Genomic DNA, 17,377 nt, shown 5'->3' with positions numbered 1-17,377 from the left:
AACCAATTCTTCAAATGAGGACACGCCCTAGAAATTCTCCGGATTCTCTAAACGCTTCACTTCCTGTACTTTGTCAGGATGATGCACTGTTGCTACTCCATCTGCATCTTTCTTATCAATCAGCATTTCTGGCTGGAAGATGGTGATGGTTTCATTTCCATTTGCATCCTCCCCTACAATATACTGAAAACCGCGACGGTTCATTTTGTGGCACATCCGCTGATACCAGCCTTTAAAACCTTGGGTTTCTTCATTCGGGTTGTAATAAAAGGCATTCATTACGGCTGGCAAACCTAGGCCACAAACCACCCCTGAAAGAAGCACCACAATAAAGGTATATCCAATCAGAATACTGCTATATGCTTCCAGTTGTGGAATATTGGCCACTGCCAGAATCAGGGCTAAGGAAATCCCGCCACGTACACCGCCCCAAGACAGAATGGTTAAACTGCCGTTATAACTCTTCTTGCGCATTCTAGGGAATAATGCAAAAGACAGATGGTTGGCCAGGAAGCGTGCCAAATGCAGAATTATGAAAGCGACAATCCCACCTAGAACCAGACTGGTGCTTAGATCAATAATGAACAATTCCAGACCGATCAAGGTAAACAGGAAGGAATTGATAATCCCCTCTACCGTATGCCAGAAATGGTTTACATCACCGATATCTGCATCAGCCAGAATTTCTTTCCATTTATTACCGACGATCAAGCCGCCGATTACACAGGCAATTGGTGCAGAAGCATGCGCCAGTAAAGCAACCAGATATGAACCACAAGCCAACAATGCAGTAGTTAATATCAGTGATTCCATTTCATGCTTACCGCGCAGAATACGTAAAATCGCCAAACCAAACCCAATTCCGATCAAGACTGCCACGACAATTTCATAAAGCAATGTTTGCAGGACGGCGAGTACGGTAAAGTTTTCACCTTGCAGTACATTTAATAAGGTCATAAATAATGCAATACACATGGCATCATTAAACAGCGACTCACCTTCCAGCTTCACGATCAAATGATGGGGTGCGCGTACCGAACTGAGTACACCTTTAATCCCAATGGGATCCGTTGCTCCGAGCGCAGCACCGAGTAATAGTAGAACCAATATATCGACGTGGTTACCAATCAGAAACTGATAACAGTACAGCGCAATACCAAAGAAAACTGCACAGAAAACCAATGCCAGACTGGCCAGAATACCAATCGGCCGCCAGTGATTGCGTAAATCTGAAACCTTAAACTTCAATGCGGATGAAGTCAGAATAAAACAAATCACACCATTAATCAGGAAGTCATAAAAATCGACATGGCGAACTGCTTTCTCAATATTATCAATATTGATGCTAAAAAATGGATTACCCTGTAACAGGCTGGCGCACCATTGCAGGATAAATACAAAAATAGCGGAAACAATCGGCACACCAATGGCTTGAGGAAAACTTAGAACACGTTTGTTGAACATAGTAGTGGCAATTGACAGAGCAAAGACCACCGTCAACAGTTGTAAAAAAAAGAAACTTCCCATTAGGTTTCCTAAGATTTGGCAATTTGCAGCCGTGAGCTGAAAGATTTACTTGAAATATAAGTTTAAAAAAACAGTATATTTTAGCGGATCAAGTTTAGTCCCATTTTTTTTCGAATTAAGTTAAGTTTCTTTTCAATATTCACAACTGATGATTTAACATACAGTCTTAAAGCACTTTATTGCTCATCTCTCATCTCTCTTCTTTCTATTTAGAAATTTTCTCCCATGCATCAAACTGTCAAAACCATATTCCGTCTATGTCTCGCTGCTGTCATTTTTCTGGTCACACTCTCCTTGATGTTTACCTGTGTTGCCAAAGTTCAGGAAATTCTAAAAGCAGATCAATATTATCAGCAAGCCGTGAGCATTCCTTTAAAAAGCAGTGCCAAAGCACAATATGTACTGGTGTCTAATAATCAACGTCCAGACAATGCGCTGTTTATCCTTATTGCGGGAAATGGTTATGTAGCAAAAATCAGCTGTGAGCATTATGCGACCCTATGTACTGATGACTATAATCAGTCACATACCCGGCAGATTCAGAATGTTAATTTAGTAAAAGTGAGAAATTATTTTTATATTGAAAATATTCAGTTCCAAGATAGTCGAACTGGTCAGATCACTAAACTTAGCTATTCCAAAAATGAATTGAAGCAATTTTATAATAATGACATCAGCAATTTAAAATATATTCTCTTTGCGATTTCGCTATTTGCCTTGGCTGCCTTATTTGTCAGTATCAAGATTTTGAAAAACTTCCGTCGTTTTCTGGAAAAATAACTATTCAATCATTAGGGGAACATTTGCTCCCCTTTTTTGATCTTTAATTTTAGATATTTTGATTAAAAGTATCGCAAGCAGACATCTGACCTGATTTCAGGCCGGTATTAAACCATTTTACCCGCTGTGCACTGGTACCATGCGTAAAGCTGTCCGGTACGACATGGCCTTGTGCCTTTTTCTGCAGATAGTCATCACCGATCTTGTGTGCCGCATCCATTGCTTCCTGCACATCACCCTGCTCCAGGAACTGCGTACGCTCATGGTTATGATAAGCCCATACCCCAGCCAGACAATCAGCCTGTAGTTCTTGTCGTACAGAAAGCTGATTGCCCTGTGCTTGAGTAGCTTGTTGACGTGCCTGCTGTACCTGTGAAGAAATACCTAAAATGGTCTGGATATGATGACCTACCTCATGCGCTACCACATAGGCTTGAGCAAAATCACCTGCCTGATCATTGCGAGATAACTCGGTTGAGTTCTGTTCCCCGCTGATTCCCATTTGAGTACGCATATCTTTAAAGAATGCTGTATCAATATAAACTTTCTGGTCTGCCGGACAATAGAAAGGTCCCATGGCCGATTGCGCTGTACCACAACCAGAATTTACTACCCCACTAAATAAAACCAATTTGGGTGCAGTATATTGCTGGTTCAGCTGCTGCTGAAATATTTGAGACCAGGTATCTTCTGTATCGGCAAGCACAGTTCCTACAAAATCGATTGCTTCTTGCTGCTCTGGCGTTGGATTTTCCAGACCCCGTGTTTCTGCACTAGAAACACCTTGCGTGACCTGCTTGGTGGTTTGATAGGCTTGCTGTGGATCAACGCCAAAAAACTTCCAGGCCACGAAAGCAATAATCAACCCGAGAATACTGATTCCACCGGCTTTGGCACCACCGCCACGACGGTCTTCTACATTGCTACTAACACGACGTCCTTTCCAGCGCATAGTGAGATTCCTTATAGTTTAAAGTCAGCTTATTTTAACGGGCCTAATTTATGCCTGCTTTGGTTTCGATCTGATTTTTTGAATAAAGCCAATCAAGATAAATACAATTAACCCTGCCACAAAACCAATCACCAGATTAATTAATGTAGGCGTAACAGCCCCTACGATACTTCCTAGGCTAGGAATATGCTCTACATACTCAACTGAATCTTCAGTGAAATGATGAAACCATGGAATGGTATGTGCAATAATCCCGCCACCGACCAAGAACATCGCAATCGTACCTACAATCGTCAGGGTTTTCATCAATTTAGGGGCAAAAGCCAGTAATCCACGGCCTATACTTTGCTTGAAGCTAGATACTTGTTTAGTCAGGTACAAACCTAAATCATCAATTTTAACAATCATGGCAACGAAGCCGTACACCCCGACTGTCATTAATATGGCGATCCCTGCCAGTACGATGACCTTGGTGGTAAAAGCTGCGGCTGCCACGGTGCCCAAAGAAATCACTACAATTTCCGCAGACAAAATAAAGTCAGTTCGGATCGCACCCTTAATTTTCTCTTTTTCAAATGTGGCCAAATCGGTTTCGATCGTAGTGAATTCAGCCTCAGCGTCTTCTTCAGTCTTTGCTTTTTTATGCTTTAAGCTATGCAGAACTTTTTCTACGCCTTCATAACAGAGAAACAAACCGCCAATCATCAGTAAAGGATTGATTAACCAGGGCGCAACCACACTAATAAGTAAAGCCAAAGGAACAAGAATCAGCTTATTAATAAAAGAACCTTTCGCTACTCCCCACACTACAGGAAGTTCACGTTCTGCCCGTACACCACTGACTTGTTGGGCATTTAATGCCAAGTCATCTCCTAAGACACCTGCTGTCTTTTTTGCAGCCATCTTGCTCATCACGGCAACATCGTCTAAAACAGTCGCAATATCATCCAATAATATTAATAAGCTGCTCGCCATTCTTGCTATCCTTATCATCTTTAGACATATTTTAATGAAAATATTTAAAAAATATTGTATTCACTTGTTTAATTAATAAGATTTTTTTACTACGACTTTTTTTCTGGCTGACATTCAAAAACAGAATGCCGTACAATGTGGCCATTCGTTAAAATATAGATGTAGTACAAACTACTTTTGGAATAGATAATGAGTAATCAAGATAATCGTCCAGTAATTTTGACTGGCGACCGTCCTACCGGACAGCTTCACCTTGGCCATTTTGTCGGTTCATTACGCTCTCGCGTAGGTTTACAAGATTCTCACCATCAACATTTGTTACTCGCTGATGCTCAAGCCCTGACAGATAATGCAGATAACTTTGAAAAAGTACGTCGCAATATTATTGAAGTGGCGACAGATTATCTGGCTGTCGGCATTGATCCAACCAAAACTACAATCTGTGTTCAGTCTTGCCTGCCAGCCTTAAACGAATTGACTATGCTCTATCTGAACTTTGTGACAGTTTCACGTCTAGAGCGCAACCCGACCATTAAATCTGAAATTCAGATGCGTGGTTTCGAGCGTGATATTCCGGCAGGTTTCTTATGCTATCCAGTGGCTCAAGCAGCAGATATCACAGCCTTTAAAGCCACTGTAGTTCCAGTAGGCGAAGACCAGATTCCAATGATCGAACAGACCAATGAAATCGTACGTCGCCTTAACCGTCAGATTGGCCGTGAATTACTGCCTGAATGTAAGGCGCTGCTTTCTAATGTGGGACGCTTACCAGGTTTTGACGGCAAAGCGAAAATGTCTAAATCATTAGGCAATACCATTGTTCTAGATGCTTCTGATAAAGATATCAAAAAAGCTGTCAATGCGATGTATACCGATCCGAATCACCTGCGCATCGAAGATCCAGGTCAAGTTGAAGGTAATGTGGTATTTACTTACTTGGACGCTTTCGACACCAATAAAGAGGAACTGGAAGAGTTGAAAGCACATTATCGCCGTGGTGGTTTAGGTGATGGTACAGTAAAAAAACGTCTGGAAGGTATTCTAAAAGAGCTGATCGGTCCAATTCGTGAACGTCGTATGGAACTGGCTAAAGACCCGGATTACATCATGGATATTTTGAAAACGGGTACAGATAAATGCCGTGATATTACACAGGCCACTTTAGATGAAGTGAAAACAGGCTTAGGCGTTTTCCATTTCTAAGCTAGACAATATTTTTAAAAAAAAGCCCTTCATATGAGGGGCTTTTTTATGTAAGTTCAAAATGCGCAAAAATAAGGCATGTTTCCACACAGATTCTTCATAGTTTTAACCTTACTTAACATCTATTAACATGAATACTGATGAGTCACATGAGAATGAGTCCTAATATACTTACATACAGTAAGCAATCAAATTTAACTCTCTCCACAGTTAATCTTGATTTAGTTTTGAAAGAAACTTCCTTTTTCTACGCAATGACAACCCCAATCATTGCGTTTTTTTTGTCTGTAATTTTTTAAAATATAAAAAAATCCTGCCAGATGAGCAGGATTTTGTTGTTGGTTCTTGAATATTAATATTTGAACAAGCCTTTTTCTAATGGAATTTCAATTCCAATAGAAGCACCGCCATCTTGACCATTTACATCTGAGTCACTTATCCAGGCATTAATTTTAAGTGGCATTTCTGGACGAATATAATGCGACCAGGTGACATCTAATGCTTTAATTTCATCATCAAAAGCAAAAGCAGCATTATTTGCACTTGCACGTGCAGACTGATTGACTTCAGCAAACAATACCCGGCCTGATAAGCGGTTCATCGGATCAACACGGATATCACCACCTACTGAAACCATCTGCGCATCACCACCTAAAGCATGTGCCAGCGGATAACCATGCTGATAAAAGCCATCAGTATAATTGGTATGGCTATAAGAAATACCGCGCACCTTGCCGTTAGTCCGTGTATCTGCCCATTCTGTATAAAGTTGATATGGCATATTTCTTACAGTTGCAGAATAGTCTATCCCAGCCAGATACATTTTCTTCGCAGGGAGACCACCTGCTTCATCTTCACCAACATATTGCCCATAGAAGCCCATAGGCACCTGTGTCAAAGGAAACAGATTCAGACGTGCATCAAAACCAGCGATCTGATTCGATGGGTCAGGTTCATCCGTACCACCATTATCTTTATTCCCGACAAAAGCATCCCATAGTGAACTTAAGCTTTCAGGACGTCCTTCCCCACCCCACTGAATCGCACGAGAAGCACCTAGCTCCAAGTAAGATAAAGGTTGGGCAGTTACACGAAGCCCAATAAGTTTGGCATCTGGAACGGCAGTATAATCATCCAATTGTCCTGCAAAAGCCTGATATTGCCACGGTCCAATCCAGGACAGCCATTTAGTTTCAAAAGCTGTTTGTTCTGCACGCTGTGCCATAAAACCATATACTGGGCGGCTAGCATCGCCACGAATCAAGCTGCCATCATGTCCTGGACCCCAATAGGTCGGAATTTGGCCAGCAATCAGCCATTGATTCCAGAGTTTCCCTGCAAGATAAGATCCTTCCAGATTCACATCCTGATCATTCTCAATTTGTCGATCTTTTTCGGCATTAACTCGGAGCTTGGCATCCCAGTTTTCGCCACCTGCATTAAACTCTAAAGCTGCCTGAAATTGTGCCTTTTGCTGATCGCCAAAGGCTTGAGGAATATCTTTTGGATCACTTTCCGCAAATAAGCCTACTTTGAGCTGCTGATTGTCTGCTGTTAATTTTGCCAGAACTGAATCAATAACACGTTGTTGTACTTTGTTACTCACTTGTGCATTGGATAGAGCACGTTGAATTTCATCACCACTGAGCGGCCAAGTCGAGGTACTGATCTGGATCACCCCTTGCTGGTTTAACCAGTTCAAGTCAGTACGAAGATTTGCATCATTCAGAACCAGCCCTTGAGCAAAAACAGGAAGCGAAAGTGTCGTAAGAAGTGCACTTAATAATGGTTTTTTTAGAAACATGGGATCAATATTCTCAAGTTTATTTTTGCCTAACCATAGATATTTCAAAAACAATATTCAATGGCGAAACTGTATCAGTATAATATGAAACCTTGGATTTAATTGACTTTTAAAATAATAAATCGCTTCAAGAAATGAGATAAAAATACAAAAATGAAATCACAAATGTAAAAAATAGAATGAAATAATGCTGGGTTATAATTTTATTTAAAATAAATACTGAACACATAAAAAAAGGCAGTTTTAAAAACTGCCTTTTTTCGAAGAAGTCATCAGTGTTTATGACGCATATGCGGGAATAAGATCACATCACGGATACTTGGAGCATTCGCAAAGATCATCACCAGACGGTCAATACCGATTCCTTCACCTGCTGTAGGAGGCAGACCATATTCCAAGGCTTCAATGAAGTCAGCATCATAGTGCATTGCTTCATCATCACCCGCATCTTTCTCAGCGACCTGCGCCTGGAAGCGTTCAGCCTGATCAATCGGGTCATTTAATTCCGAGAAACCATTTGCCAGTTCACGACCACCGATAAAGAATTCAAAACGATCGGTAATATGCAGGTTTTGATCATTACGGCGTGCTAATGGTGAAGTTTCTGCTGGATATTCAGTCACGAATGTAGGCTGACGTAGTTGAGTTTCTACCGTTTCTTCAAATACGATTGTTTGCAGTTTGCCCAGACCAAAACCTGGTTTTACCTGTTCTTTCAGTTCGTCCTGAATAAATTTTGCCAGGAACTCACGGTCATTGACATTTTCTGGAGTGAACTGTGGATTGTGTTCAAGAATGGCATCAAACATTGAAATTTTCTTGAATGGCCCTTTGAAGCTAAAGACTTCATCGCCATAAGGCACATCAGTGGTACCTAGAATATCAATTGCCAGTTTTTCCAGCATTTGTTCAGTCAATTCCATCAGGTCTTTGTAATCTGCATAAGCCTGATAGAATTCAATCATAGTAAATTCAGGGTTATGACGAGTAGAAACACCTTCGTTACGAAAGTTACGGTTAATTTCGAACACACGTTCAAAACCACCCACAACCAGACGTTTCAAATAAAGCTCAGGTGCAATACGCAGGAACAACGGCATATCCAGTGCATTGTGATGGGTTTCAAATGGACGCGCAGATGCTCCACCTGGAATCACGTGCATCATCGGGGTTTCAACTTCCATAAAACGTTTATCGTTCAGGAAACTACGAATACCGGCAACAACTTTGGCACGAACTTCAAAAGTTTTACGGGTTTCTTCATTCACGATCAGATCAAGATAACGTTTACGATACTTCACTTCAGTATCAGTCAAACCGTGGAACTTGTCTGGAAGTGGACGTAATGATTTTGTCAGTAGTTCAAAATGTTCGATATGAACATACAAGTCACCTTTACCAGAACGACCAATATAACCTTCAACCGCAATAATATCGCCCAGATCCAGGCCTTTGATCGTTGCAAGTACTTCTGGCTCTAGTTCTTTACGTGGAACATAAAGTTGAATACGCCCGGTCATATCCTGAATCACGATAAATGAACCGCGGTTCAACATCACACGACCTGCTACTTTTACATGAACGTGTTCACCAGCTTCAATTTCTTCTTTAGATTTATCAGCAAACTGGTCTTGTAAGTCTTGCGCATAATGTTCACGTTTAAATGTGTTTGGCCATGGGCTAACACCAGTTTCTTTTGCGTGGTCTTGAATCTGCTTTAACTTGGCATGACGCTGTGCAATTAAATCGTTTTCGGAAATGATTTGTTCAGAAGTCGATTGAGCGTTATTTTGCGTCATCTCTGCCTCGGATAAGATTAGTTAAAAAATAGAAGTTGCATAGAATAGCAGAAATCTGCATCAAATCGTAGCGTAAAGACTTCCCACACGCGGCTTTTCTTGAGAAAAATTTCTGGATATATGAAATTCTTAAAGGCAAAAGATTTGCATTATTTTCAGTTTCGAATTTTATGATTGGTTTTTTAAAAATATTGCCAAACTTTTATTAGATGAAAGTCCAAGATCCCAACCTTCTGCACAAATTATGCCTTTATATCCAGTATCAGCTTAGACCAATAGCTAACTGCTTCCTCAAAATAGACGTTTTACAATAATGACCATATTAGAAGGTGGTGTTTTAACACCCTGACCACGACTTTGCCATGTCCGATAAAAATGAGTAAAAATATGTCTAAAATATTGTTTTTTCATGGCTTGGATTCGTCAAAACAGTCCACGAAATTTCATGCAATTGATTCAATGCATAAATATTGTATAGATGTGGATTATCGCAATCTGAGCTACCAGTCGGTAGCCGATTTCTACCACGAAATGGTTGAAACCATTAAACCGGATATTCTGGTCGGACACAGTCTGGGCGGTTATTGGGCGCTAAAAATGTCACAAGCTCATCAGATCCCTTGTGTGATCGCGAATCCTAGCTTGCTACCGAATTTCCGCGATGATTATCCTGCGATTTGTGACAGTGATTTGCAGCATGATATTCCGCAAATGGCCTATCTGGAATTAGGTGATGAAATTCTGGATATGCATGCAACACAGGCACAGCTTGAAGACTATATGCAAATTCATGTCATTGAAGGTGGTCATCATCGTCTGGAATATCCCGAACAGATTAACGACCTGATTCAGGAAATTGAATATCATTTTATCCGGCAATAAAAACGCCCCAATAGTTGGGGCTTTTTTGATCATCCAGACTTAAGCAACTGCAGCTTCAGGCTGAGATTTATCGTCAAGTACTGACCAGATGTCCAAGCCTAATTCACCGTGTAAATCTGGCAGATCAAGGAAGATGCTCGCACCTAGAACCTGATGCTGACATTTTTCAGCCAACTCATGTACTGCTTTTAATGTACCGCCAGTTGCCAGAACATCATCCACAATAATCACTTTTTGTCCTTGAACTTCTGCAGACATTTCCAGACGGTCCAGACCATATTCAAGGCTATAACCTACACCTACCACTGGAGGCGGCAATTTACCTGCTTTACGAACCAGTAATAAGCCTTTGCCCGTAAGCTGCGCCAACAGGCTTGCCAGCACAAAACCACGTGCTTCCACTGCCACAAAGCTGTCTACTTCAGCTAGCTTTTCTTCAGGAATGCTGGCAATCAAAGCCTCAGTTAATGGCCCCAGATTATTCATGAATAATGGAGTCAAATCGAAGAAACAAATGCCTGGTTTTGGAAAATTCTGGACAGTACGAATGTGAGACCACAGAGTAGTAGACAAATTGCTCATGGGAGATCTTTAAACAAGGAAGGGAATAGCTGAATTTTAAACTAAATTAACAATGTGTAACAACAACGACTGTGCAATAATAAAGCAAAAAACAATAATAAGCAATTGATTTACATAACTAAATTTATTTTAAAAATATTTAATAAAGACTTTGCTGAGTCTAAGTTATCTGATTTTAATCATATTTTCTGCCCGACTTTGGTCTACAACTTAAAATCTAAGCCAGAAGAGTGTTTATAAAACTAAAAATACAACTCTTTGCCTAACCTTAAATATATTTCTAGTAATGAAATATCTAGAGACTGACCTTTCTGCTGTTAATTTCACTGATTAAACTTTTATTCGCTTTACTTTATGAATAGAACTGCGTAAAAATTTAGCCAAATATGTTTACTATTAAAAGTCATATTCTTTAGGGTCTTGCCATTTGTGGATTTTAAGCTGACAGCTACAGTTGGTCAGTTTTGGAGAGTTATATGAAAAAATATCAATGCATCGTTTGTGGATGGATTTATGACGAGGCAGAAGGTTGGCCTGAGGACGGAATCGTTCCTGGAACCAAATGGGAAGATATTCCTGATGACTGGACTTGTCCGGATTGTGGTGTTTCTAAAGTCGATTTTGAAATGATTGAAATCTAATCATGTTCTTTTAAAGACCATATTGAATGGTCTTTTTTATGTCCTTTATACCTGAAAAAAACTAATTTAAAAAAGCATGGAGAATCGTATGCATCCTATCGTCATCATTGGTTCGGGCATGGCGGGTTATGCTGTTGCACGTGAGTTTCGCAAACTCAACCCAGACCATGAACTTTTCATGATTTGTGCTGATGATGCGACTAATTATGCAAAACCTACGCTTTCTAATGCTTTAGCAGGAAACAAAGCACCAGAACATATCCCTTTGGGTGATGCAGAAAAAATGTCAACGCAGCTGAAAATGTGCATCGAAAAAAACACTTGGGTCAAAGCGATTCATCCTGAACAGCATCAGCTCACTTTAGAAAAAGACGGTCAGGAAAGCTCACAGGATTATTCTAAATTGGTGCTGGCTGTGGGTGCTAATCCAGTACGCCTGGCCATTGCTGGTGATGCGAGCGACGATATTCATATGGTGAATAACCTGACTGACTATAAAGCTTTCCGTCATAATCTGGCAGCCCGTGAAGATAAACGTGTGGTGATTCTAGGCGCAGGCCTGATCGGCTGTGAATTTGCCAATGACTTGCAGCATACTAATCATCAGGTCACCGTGATTGATCTAGCACCCCAGCCTTTAGGTCGCTTATTACCAGCTCATGTCGCAGATGCTTTCCAGCAAAATCTTGAAGAGACGGGCATTCATTTTGTACTGGGGACAACAGTCGAAAAAGTCTCTAAAGTTGAAAATGGTGATTATCTGGTCACACTTGCCAATGGCCAGTCGGTAGTTGCTGATGTGGTGCTGTCTGCTGTGGGCTTACAGCCGAATATTTCTGTCGCAAAAGAAGCCGATATTCACATTAGTCGCGGGATTCTGACAAATACAAAACTAGAAACCAATCAACCGGACATTTATGCAGTAGGCGACTGTGCGGAAGTAAATGGAATGCTTTTGCCCTATGTGATGCCAATCATGCAGCAGGCCCGAGCCCTATCTAAAACATTGAATGGTGAACATACAGCAGTCCACTATCCAGCGATGCCTGTAGCGGTCAAAACCCCAGCTGCGCCATTGACTGTCCTTCCTGCTCCGGTTGATGTCGAAGTAACTTGGGAAAATGAAGAGTTTGATGACGGTATGCTGGCCAAAGCCTTTGATGCCAGCGGTACTTTACGTGGTTTTGTCCTGCTTGGTGCCACTGCTGCCAAACAACGCCTGGCATTGACCAAGCAGGTTCCTGACTTGATTCCAGCTACAGTTTAGATGTTTAATACAAAGGACATTTTTTAAGCGAAATGTCCTTTAATCAGGAAATATATCATGCATAGTGCCCTGCAGTTCAATCATTCTCCGTATACCGCTTTCATGCGTGAAACCAAGGTCGATCTTGGCAATGGCATCGAATTGCACGTGGAAGTCGGAGGAAATCCTGAACACCCGACTATTCTGCTAATTATGGGGCTTGGGGCACAGATGCTGTACTGGCCGGACTTCTTCTGTAAATCCCTCATTGATCAGGGCTATCATCTGGTGCGTTTTGACAACCGGGATATTGGTTTATCTTCCAAGATTCACCATAAAGAGCCTCGCTTAAACACTTTAAAAATGATGAGCCGTTTTGTACTGGGTTTAGGCAATCAGGGCGCGCCTTATACACTGTATGATATGGCAGATGATGTACATCTTCTGATTGAAAAAATGGGACTGGGTCAGGTCTATGTGCTCGGTGCCTCTATGGGCGGCATGATTGCCCAGATTCTGGCCGCACGTTATCCTGATAAAGTTAAAAAAATGGGCTTACTGTTTACCAGTAATAACCAGCCACTGTTACCCCCGCCTTTTCCAAAGCAACTCTTTAGTTTAATTGACAAACCCGCTTCCACAGATGAAGATGGCATTGTTGATCATAGCTTGAAACTGTTTAACATTATTGGCTCGCCGGGTTATGTGAATCATCTGGAAGCGATTCAGACCGCCCGTAAGCTATATAAGCGAAGTTACCATCCAGCGGGTGTACTTCAACAGTTTTTAGCAATATTATGTACGGGTTCATTGCTGCAACTGGACAAGCAAATCCAACAAGAGACCCTGGTGGTTCATGGTGCTCGTGACAGATTGCTGCCTCCTAGTCATGGTAAGGCTGTTGCAAAAGCAATTTCAGGGGCTAAATTTGAATTAATTGATGGAATGGGGCATGATATCCCTCCGCATTTTATTCCATATCTTAGCGAATTATTTGCTGATCATTTTAAATCATAAACATTAGGACACTATGGCTGCATTACCATCCCTAAGACAGCTGTCATACCTCGTAACACTGTCTGAGACGCTGCATTTTACAGAAGCTGCTCGCCGCTCATTCGTTACCCAGTCAACTTTGTCTGGCGGCATTATGGAGCTGGAGCGTTTACTCGGTGGCGTTCTTGTTGAACGCGATCGCCAGAATGTACGTTTAACGCCGCTTGGTGAACAAGTGGTTGCACGTGCCCGTGTTCTACTGGCTGATGCTCAGGACTTAATGCGTTTAAGTCGTGAAATGAGTGAACCATTAACCGGTGATCTGCATCTTGGCGTTATTCCAACCATTGCCCCTTTCATCCTGTCGCAATTTCTGGATGAAGTGCATCAGCAGCTACCGAAAATCCAGCTACATTTACATGAAGCTCAAAGTGAGAAAATTGTAGAGAAACTGGAGCATGGTAATCTGGATATGGTAGTGCTAGCGCTGCCTTTCGATACCCGTAGCCTGAAAGTTGCTGAAATTGCCAAAGAGAATCTGTATCTGGTACATCACAAATCTGACCAGAATGCGGCTCAAGCCAAATCTCTGGAAGATCTGGATCTGTCTCGCCTGATGCTGCTTGAAGAAGGTCACTGCTTGCGTGATCATGCATTAAGTGCCTGTCCGATTGGTGAGCGCAAAAATGATCATCGCCTGAAAGCAAGTTCATTACCGACGTTGATCGAAATGGTGTCTGCTGATCTTGGTTTTACCCTGTTGCCAGAAATTGCACTGCATACCAATATGATCAAAGCCAATCCGGATCTGCGTATTAATCCAATCAATGCTGCACCAAGCCGTACTCTGGCGCTGGTCACTCGTAAGAGCACACCGCTACAAAGCGAATTCGATGTGTTATTACAAATTTTGCAAAAAATCACTGCCCACGATGCAGCTTAATTAAGTCCTAATAAAAAAGGAGCACTTAGATTGCTCCTTTTTTCTTGCCTGCGTCTTCTGATACAGTAAATTTTTATACATTTAGTCAATTAAAATGATCCAAAAACTAATCTTTAAACTTTAACTATTTATAATATATAAAAATTAAATCCATATTTCTTGGGATTGGCAGTTAGAATAATTTAAGCCAAAATACATATGTATATTAATTACTCTCAGGATAAGATTTCTTTGGTCTCATTTTTGCCCGCACCCGTATTATTGGTGCAACCTTATCCACCACCGCTCTCTTCCAATCTTGATCTTGCATTGCTACAGCTCGGTTATCAACCGGATATGCTGTCTCCTATACCGATCATCTGTCTGCTCAATCCCATATTGAACAGTATCTTCCCAATCTAGTGCTATATGAGATTCATGAGAAAGCCCAACTCAATCATCTGTATACGATTCAAACCCGGATCCAGATTCCTCATCTGATTGCAGTTTTAGCTGATGATTCACCTGAAATGATTAATTTATTCTTGTCATCTGGCGTGGAGCGATATCTGATTGCATCGCATCCTGTTTCAAAAATAGTAGCAAGCCTGAAAATCATCCTACGAGGTGGTGCCAATTTACATCTTGAATTAGCCCGTTATTTAGTGAGTCAGGAAACAACGATACATCTTTTAAATCAGACTGAAGTACAAATTTTAAAGTATTTCAGCCAAGACCTGACTTTGGCCGAAATTCAAAACAGATTAAGTCTGCACGATTACTAGATTTATGCTGCTATTCGTAAAATTTATCAAAAACTCGCGAATCCATTTATCCATTCTCAAAATTAACAAAATATAAAAAAGGCTGGATTATCAGCCTTTTTAGTTTGCATAGAGTTATTTAAAGGTTTCCAGCAAGGTACGCTGTGCATTATGCGGTTGTTCACCTTCTGCAACTTGGGCACGCACCCAGGTTCCATCTCCTTGTAACAACCAGGCCTGCTGATTGTCTTTCAGGTAATTTAATAAACCTTGCTGGTAAATGCGTTTCTTCAATGTTTCATCTTCAATCGGGAAACAGGCTTCTACACGATTAAACAGGTTACGATCCATCCAGTCCGCGCTTGAGCAATAAATGCGGGAATTGCCATTATTGCTAAAATAAAACACGCGTGTATGTTCAAGGAAACGGCCGACGATTGAACGTACCCGGATACTCTCTGAAAGTCCCGGCAAGCCTGGACGTAGACAGCAAATCGAGCGGATAATTAGGTCAATCTGTACGCCCGCTTGTGAAGCCTCATAAAGTTTATTGATTAGTTGCAGCTCAGTTAAAGCATTCACCTTCACGATAATCTGAGCTTTCTTGCCCGCTTTGGCATTGGTAATTTCATTATCAATATAGTTGATGAGCTGGGCATGCAAGGTAAATGGAGCATGGAGCAGCTTTTTCAGCTTGGCCATTTTCCCCATTCCCGTCAATTCCTGGAAGATACGATGCACATCTTCACACAGATCTTTGTCTGTGGTTAACAAGCCATAATCGGTATAAATCCGTGCATTGCCCGCATGATAATTTCCGGTTCCTAAATGCACATAACGCACCAACTTGTTATTTTCTCGGCGTACCACCAGAATCATTTTGGCATGGGTTTTATAGCCAACAATGCCATAGACCACGACAGCCCCCGCCTCTTGCAGTACGTTGGCAACTGCAATATTGGATTCTTCATCAAAACGTGCACGTAGCTCGATGACTGCAGTCACTTCCTTACCGTTACGGGCCGCTTCTGCCAGCACCTGCACGATCTCGGAATCTGGACCACTGCGGTACAGTGTCTGCTTGATCGCCAGCACCTGAGGGTCTCGTGCCGCTTCACGTAACAGCGTAATCACTGGAGCAAAAGATTCAAATGGATGATGTAGCAAAATATCCTGCTTCTGCATGGCACTGAAAACATTTTCAGATTTTTTTAGTACTTTAGGCAGAATTGGCGTATGTGAATCATAACGTAAATGTGGACGTTTGAAGTTGGACAGTAATCGCGCCAGATTAACTGGTCCTGCGACTTTATAGAGCTGGTCTTCATCCAGATCAAATTCTTCCAACAAATATTCATAAATATGCTGCGGACAATTTTCAGTCACTTCCAGACGGACTGCACGACCAAAACGGCGCGAACTTAGCTCGCCTTTTAAGGCTTTGGCCAGGTCTTCAACATCTTCATTTAAGGCCAGATCGGCATTCCGGGTAACACGGAATTGGTAACATCCCGTCGCGGTCATGCCCGGGAACAGGTCAGACACATGTTCATGAATGATGGCGGATAACATCACATGATGTTCTTTACCATCAGTCAGTTCATCCGGTAAACGCACCACACGCGGCAATGAACGTGGCGCAGGAACAACCGCAAGATCAATCTGACGGCCAAAGGCATCTTTCCCTTCTAGCGTCACAATAAAGTTTAAAGATTTGTTGACCAATCGTGGGAATGGATGTGCCGGATCAAGGCTAATGGGCGTTAAAACTGGCGCAACCTGCTCCTGAAAATATTTTTTCACCCAGGTCGATTGTGCCGGTGTTAGCTCTCCACGACGCAGAAAACAGATATCTTCCTCACGCAGTTTCGGCAAAATCTCTTCATTTAAAATACGGTACTGACGTTCAATGGCGGCATGCGCAGTTTCGGCAATCTGTTCTAATACTTGTTTTGGCGTCAAACCATCCGGACTGCGACTTTCATTGCCCAAATCCAGTTGTTCCATGACGCCAGCCACACGAATTTCAAAAAACTCATCCAGATTACGTGAAAAAATCAAAAGAAAGTTCATGCGTTCCAGCAAAGGATGCAGAGGATCGACCGCCTGTTCCAGCACTCGCAAATGGAAATCCAGAATAGACAGTTCACGATTAATGTAACGATCATTATAAGTATATTCGGTTGGTGCCGAAGTCGTACTGGCTGCCGTATTCATATCAAACCTACGCTATTTTCAAGTCTTACTTATTGCTTTTAGTATGCTTCAAATTAATGACATTTTCATAAAAAAAGCCCAAATATT

At 41.6% G+C, this 17,377-nt stretch carries 16 protein-coding genes; 9 read left to right on the top strand and 7 right to left on the bottom strand.

Annotation, left to right across the window (positions count from 1 at the left end):
• Window positions 1–27: 27 nt before the first annotated feature.
• A complete protein-coding gene (locus RJ01_RS06565) occupies window positions 28–1,527 on the bottom strand; it encodes a sodium:proton antiporter (RefSeq protein WP_034170445.1) in 1,500 nt (499 codons plus the stop codon).
• Between the two features lie 225 nt (window positions 1,528–1,752).
• On the opposite strand from RJ01_RS06565, the gene RJ01_RS06560 reads away from it, so the two are divergent.
• On the top strand, window positions 1,753–2,307 hold the full coding sequence (locus tag RJ01_RS06560) for a hypothetical protein (protein ID WP_034170444.1): 555 nt from the start codon (window positions 1,753–1,755) through the stop codon (window positions 2,305–2,307).
• A 49-nt stretch (window positions 2,308–2,356) separates the two neighbouring features.
• Here RJ01_RS06560 and RJ01_RS06555 read toward each other — a convergent pair whose 3' ends face one another.
• Window positions 2,357–3,259, bottom strand: coding sequence for a neutral zinc metallopeptidase (locus tag RJ01_RS06555; RefSeq protein WP_005234599.1), 903 nt, complete (start codon window positions 3,257–3,259; stop codon window positions 2,357–2,359).
• 48 nt (window positions 3,260–3,307) lie between these two features.
• Complete coding sequence (locus RJ01_RS06550) at window positions 3,308–4,234, bottom strand: DUF808 domain-containing protein (RefSeq protein WP_034170443.1); 927 nt, start codon at window positions 4,232–4,234, stop codon at window positions 3,308–3,310.
• Between the two features lie 189 nt (window positions 4,235–4,423).
• On the opposite strand from RJ01_RS06550, the gene trpS reads away from it, so the two are divergent.
• Window positions 4,424–5,437: a tryptophan--tRNA ligase gene (trpS, locus tag RJ01_RS06545; RefSeq protein WP_005234596.1), complete on the top strand. Its 1,014-nt coding sequence runs from the start codon at window positions 4,424–4,426 to the stop codon at window positions 5,435–5,437.
• Window positions 5,438–5,789: 352 nt separating this feature from the next.
• Here trpS and RJ01_RS06540 read toward each other — a convergent pair whose 3' ends face one another.
• Together RJ01_RS06540 and lysS are read right to left on the bottom strand one after the other, a co-directional pair.
• Window positions 5,790–7,241, bottom strand: a complete 1,452-nt coding sequence (locus tag RJ01_RS06540) for a capsule assembly Wzi family protein (protein ID WP_034170454.1) — start codon at window positions 7,239–7,241, stop codon at window positions 5,790–5,792.
• Between the two features lie 272 nt (window positions 7,242–7,513).
• Complete coding sequence (gene lysS, locus RJ01_RS06535; RefSeq protein ID WP_034170442.1) at window positions 7,514–9,040, bottom strand: lysine--tRNA ligase; 1,527 nt, start codon at window positions 9,038–9,040, stop codon at window positions 7,514–7,516.
• 387 nt (window positions 9,041–9,427) lie between these two features.
• Between lysS and RJ01_RS06530 the strand changes: the two genes are divergently transcribed.
• Window positions 9,428–9,922: a YqiA/YcfP family alpha/beta fold hydrolase gene (locus RJ01_RS06530; protein ID WP_034170441.1), complete on the top strand. Its 495-nt coding sequence runs from the start codon at window positions 9,428–9,430 to the stop codon at window positions 9,920–9,922.
• Window positions 9,923–9,961: 39 nt separating this feature from the next.
• On the opposite strand, the gene RJ01_RS06525 is transcribed toward RJ01_RS06530, so the two are convergent.
• Entirely contained in the window at window positions 9,962–10,504 is a 543-nt protein-coding gene (locus RJ01_RS06525) for an adenine phosphoribosyltransferase (RefSeq protein WP_034170440.1), read from the bottom strand.
• Between the two features lie 476 nt (window positions 10,505–10,980).
• Between RJ01_RS06525 and rubA the strand changes: the two genes are divergently transcribed.
• The 6 genes from rubA to RJ01_RS06500 all read left to right on the top strand — a co-directional run bounded on the left by rubA (window position 10,981) and on the right by RJ01_RS06500 (window position 15,094).
• Window positions 10,981–11,145, top strand: a complete 165-nt coding sequence (gene rubA, locus RJ01_RS06520; protein ID WP_034170439.1) for a rubredoxin RubA — start codon at window positions 10,981–10,983, stop codon at window positions 11,143–11,145.
• Window positions 11,146–11,233: 88 nt separating this feature from the next.
• Window positions 11,234–12,412, top strand: coding sequence for a rubredoxin reductase RubB (rubB, locus tag RJ01_RS06515; RefSeq protein WP_034170438.1), 1,179 nt, complete (start codon window positions 11,234–11,236; stop codon window positions 12,410–12,412).
• A 57-nt stretch (window positions 12,413–12,469) separates the two neighbouring features.
• Window positions 12,470–13,408, top strand: coding sequence for an esterase EstB (estB, locus tag RJ01_RS06510; protein WP_034170437.1), 939 nt, complete (start codon window positions 12,470–12,472; stop codon window positions 13,406–13,408).
• Window positions 13,409–13,421: 13 nt separating this feature from the next.
• Entirely contained in the window at window positions 13,422–14,330 is a 909-nt protein-coding gene (oxyR, locus tag RJ01_RS06505) for a LysR family transcriptional regulator OxyR (protein WP_005234587.1), read from the top strand.
• A 243-nt stretch (window positions 14,331–14,573) separates the two neighbouring features.
• Window positions 14,574–14,732, top strand: a complete 159-nt coding sequence (locus RJ01_RS16475; protein WP_201773386.1) for a hypothetical protein — start codon at window positions 14,574–14,576, stop codon at window positions 14,730–14,732.
• The gene (locus RJ01_RS06500; RefSeq protein WP_201773385.1) at window positions 14,732–15,094 is read left to right on the top strand and encodes a response regulator transcription factor; all 363 of its coding nucleotides are present in this window, start codon (window positions 14,732–14,734) and stop codon (window positions 15,092–15,094) included. The genes RJ01_RS16475 and RJ01_RS06500 overlap by 1 nt, the downstream gene beginning before the upstream one ends.
• 114 nt (window positions 15,095–15,208) lie before the next feature.
• Here the strand turns inward: RJ01_RS06500 and ppk1 are convergent, their stop codons facing one another.
• On the bottom strand, window positions 15,209–17,290 hold the full coding sequence (gene ppk1 / locus RJ01_RS06495; RefSeq protein WP_034170436.1) for a polyphosphate kinase 1: 2,082 nt from the start codon (window positions 17,288–17,290) through the stop codon (window positions 15,209–15,211).
• Window positions 17,291–17,377 lie beyond the last annotated feature (87 nt).

The sequence above is a fragment of the Acinetobacter sp. YZS-X1-1 genome, from assembly GCF_000804305.1.
Classification (GTDB): Bacteria; Pseudomonadota; Gammaproteobacteria; order Pseudomonadales; family Moraxellaceae; genus Acinetobacter; species Acinetobacter variabilis.
Note: the sequence above shows the minus strand (reverse complement) of the source record. Positions and strands in the feature narration are given on the sequence as shown.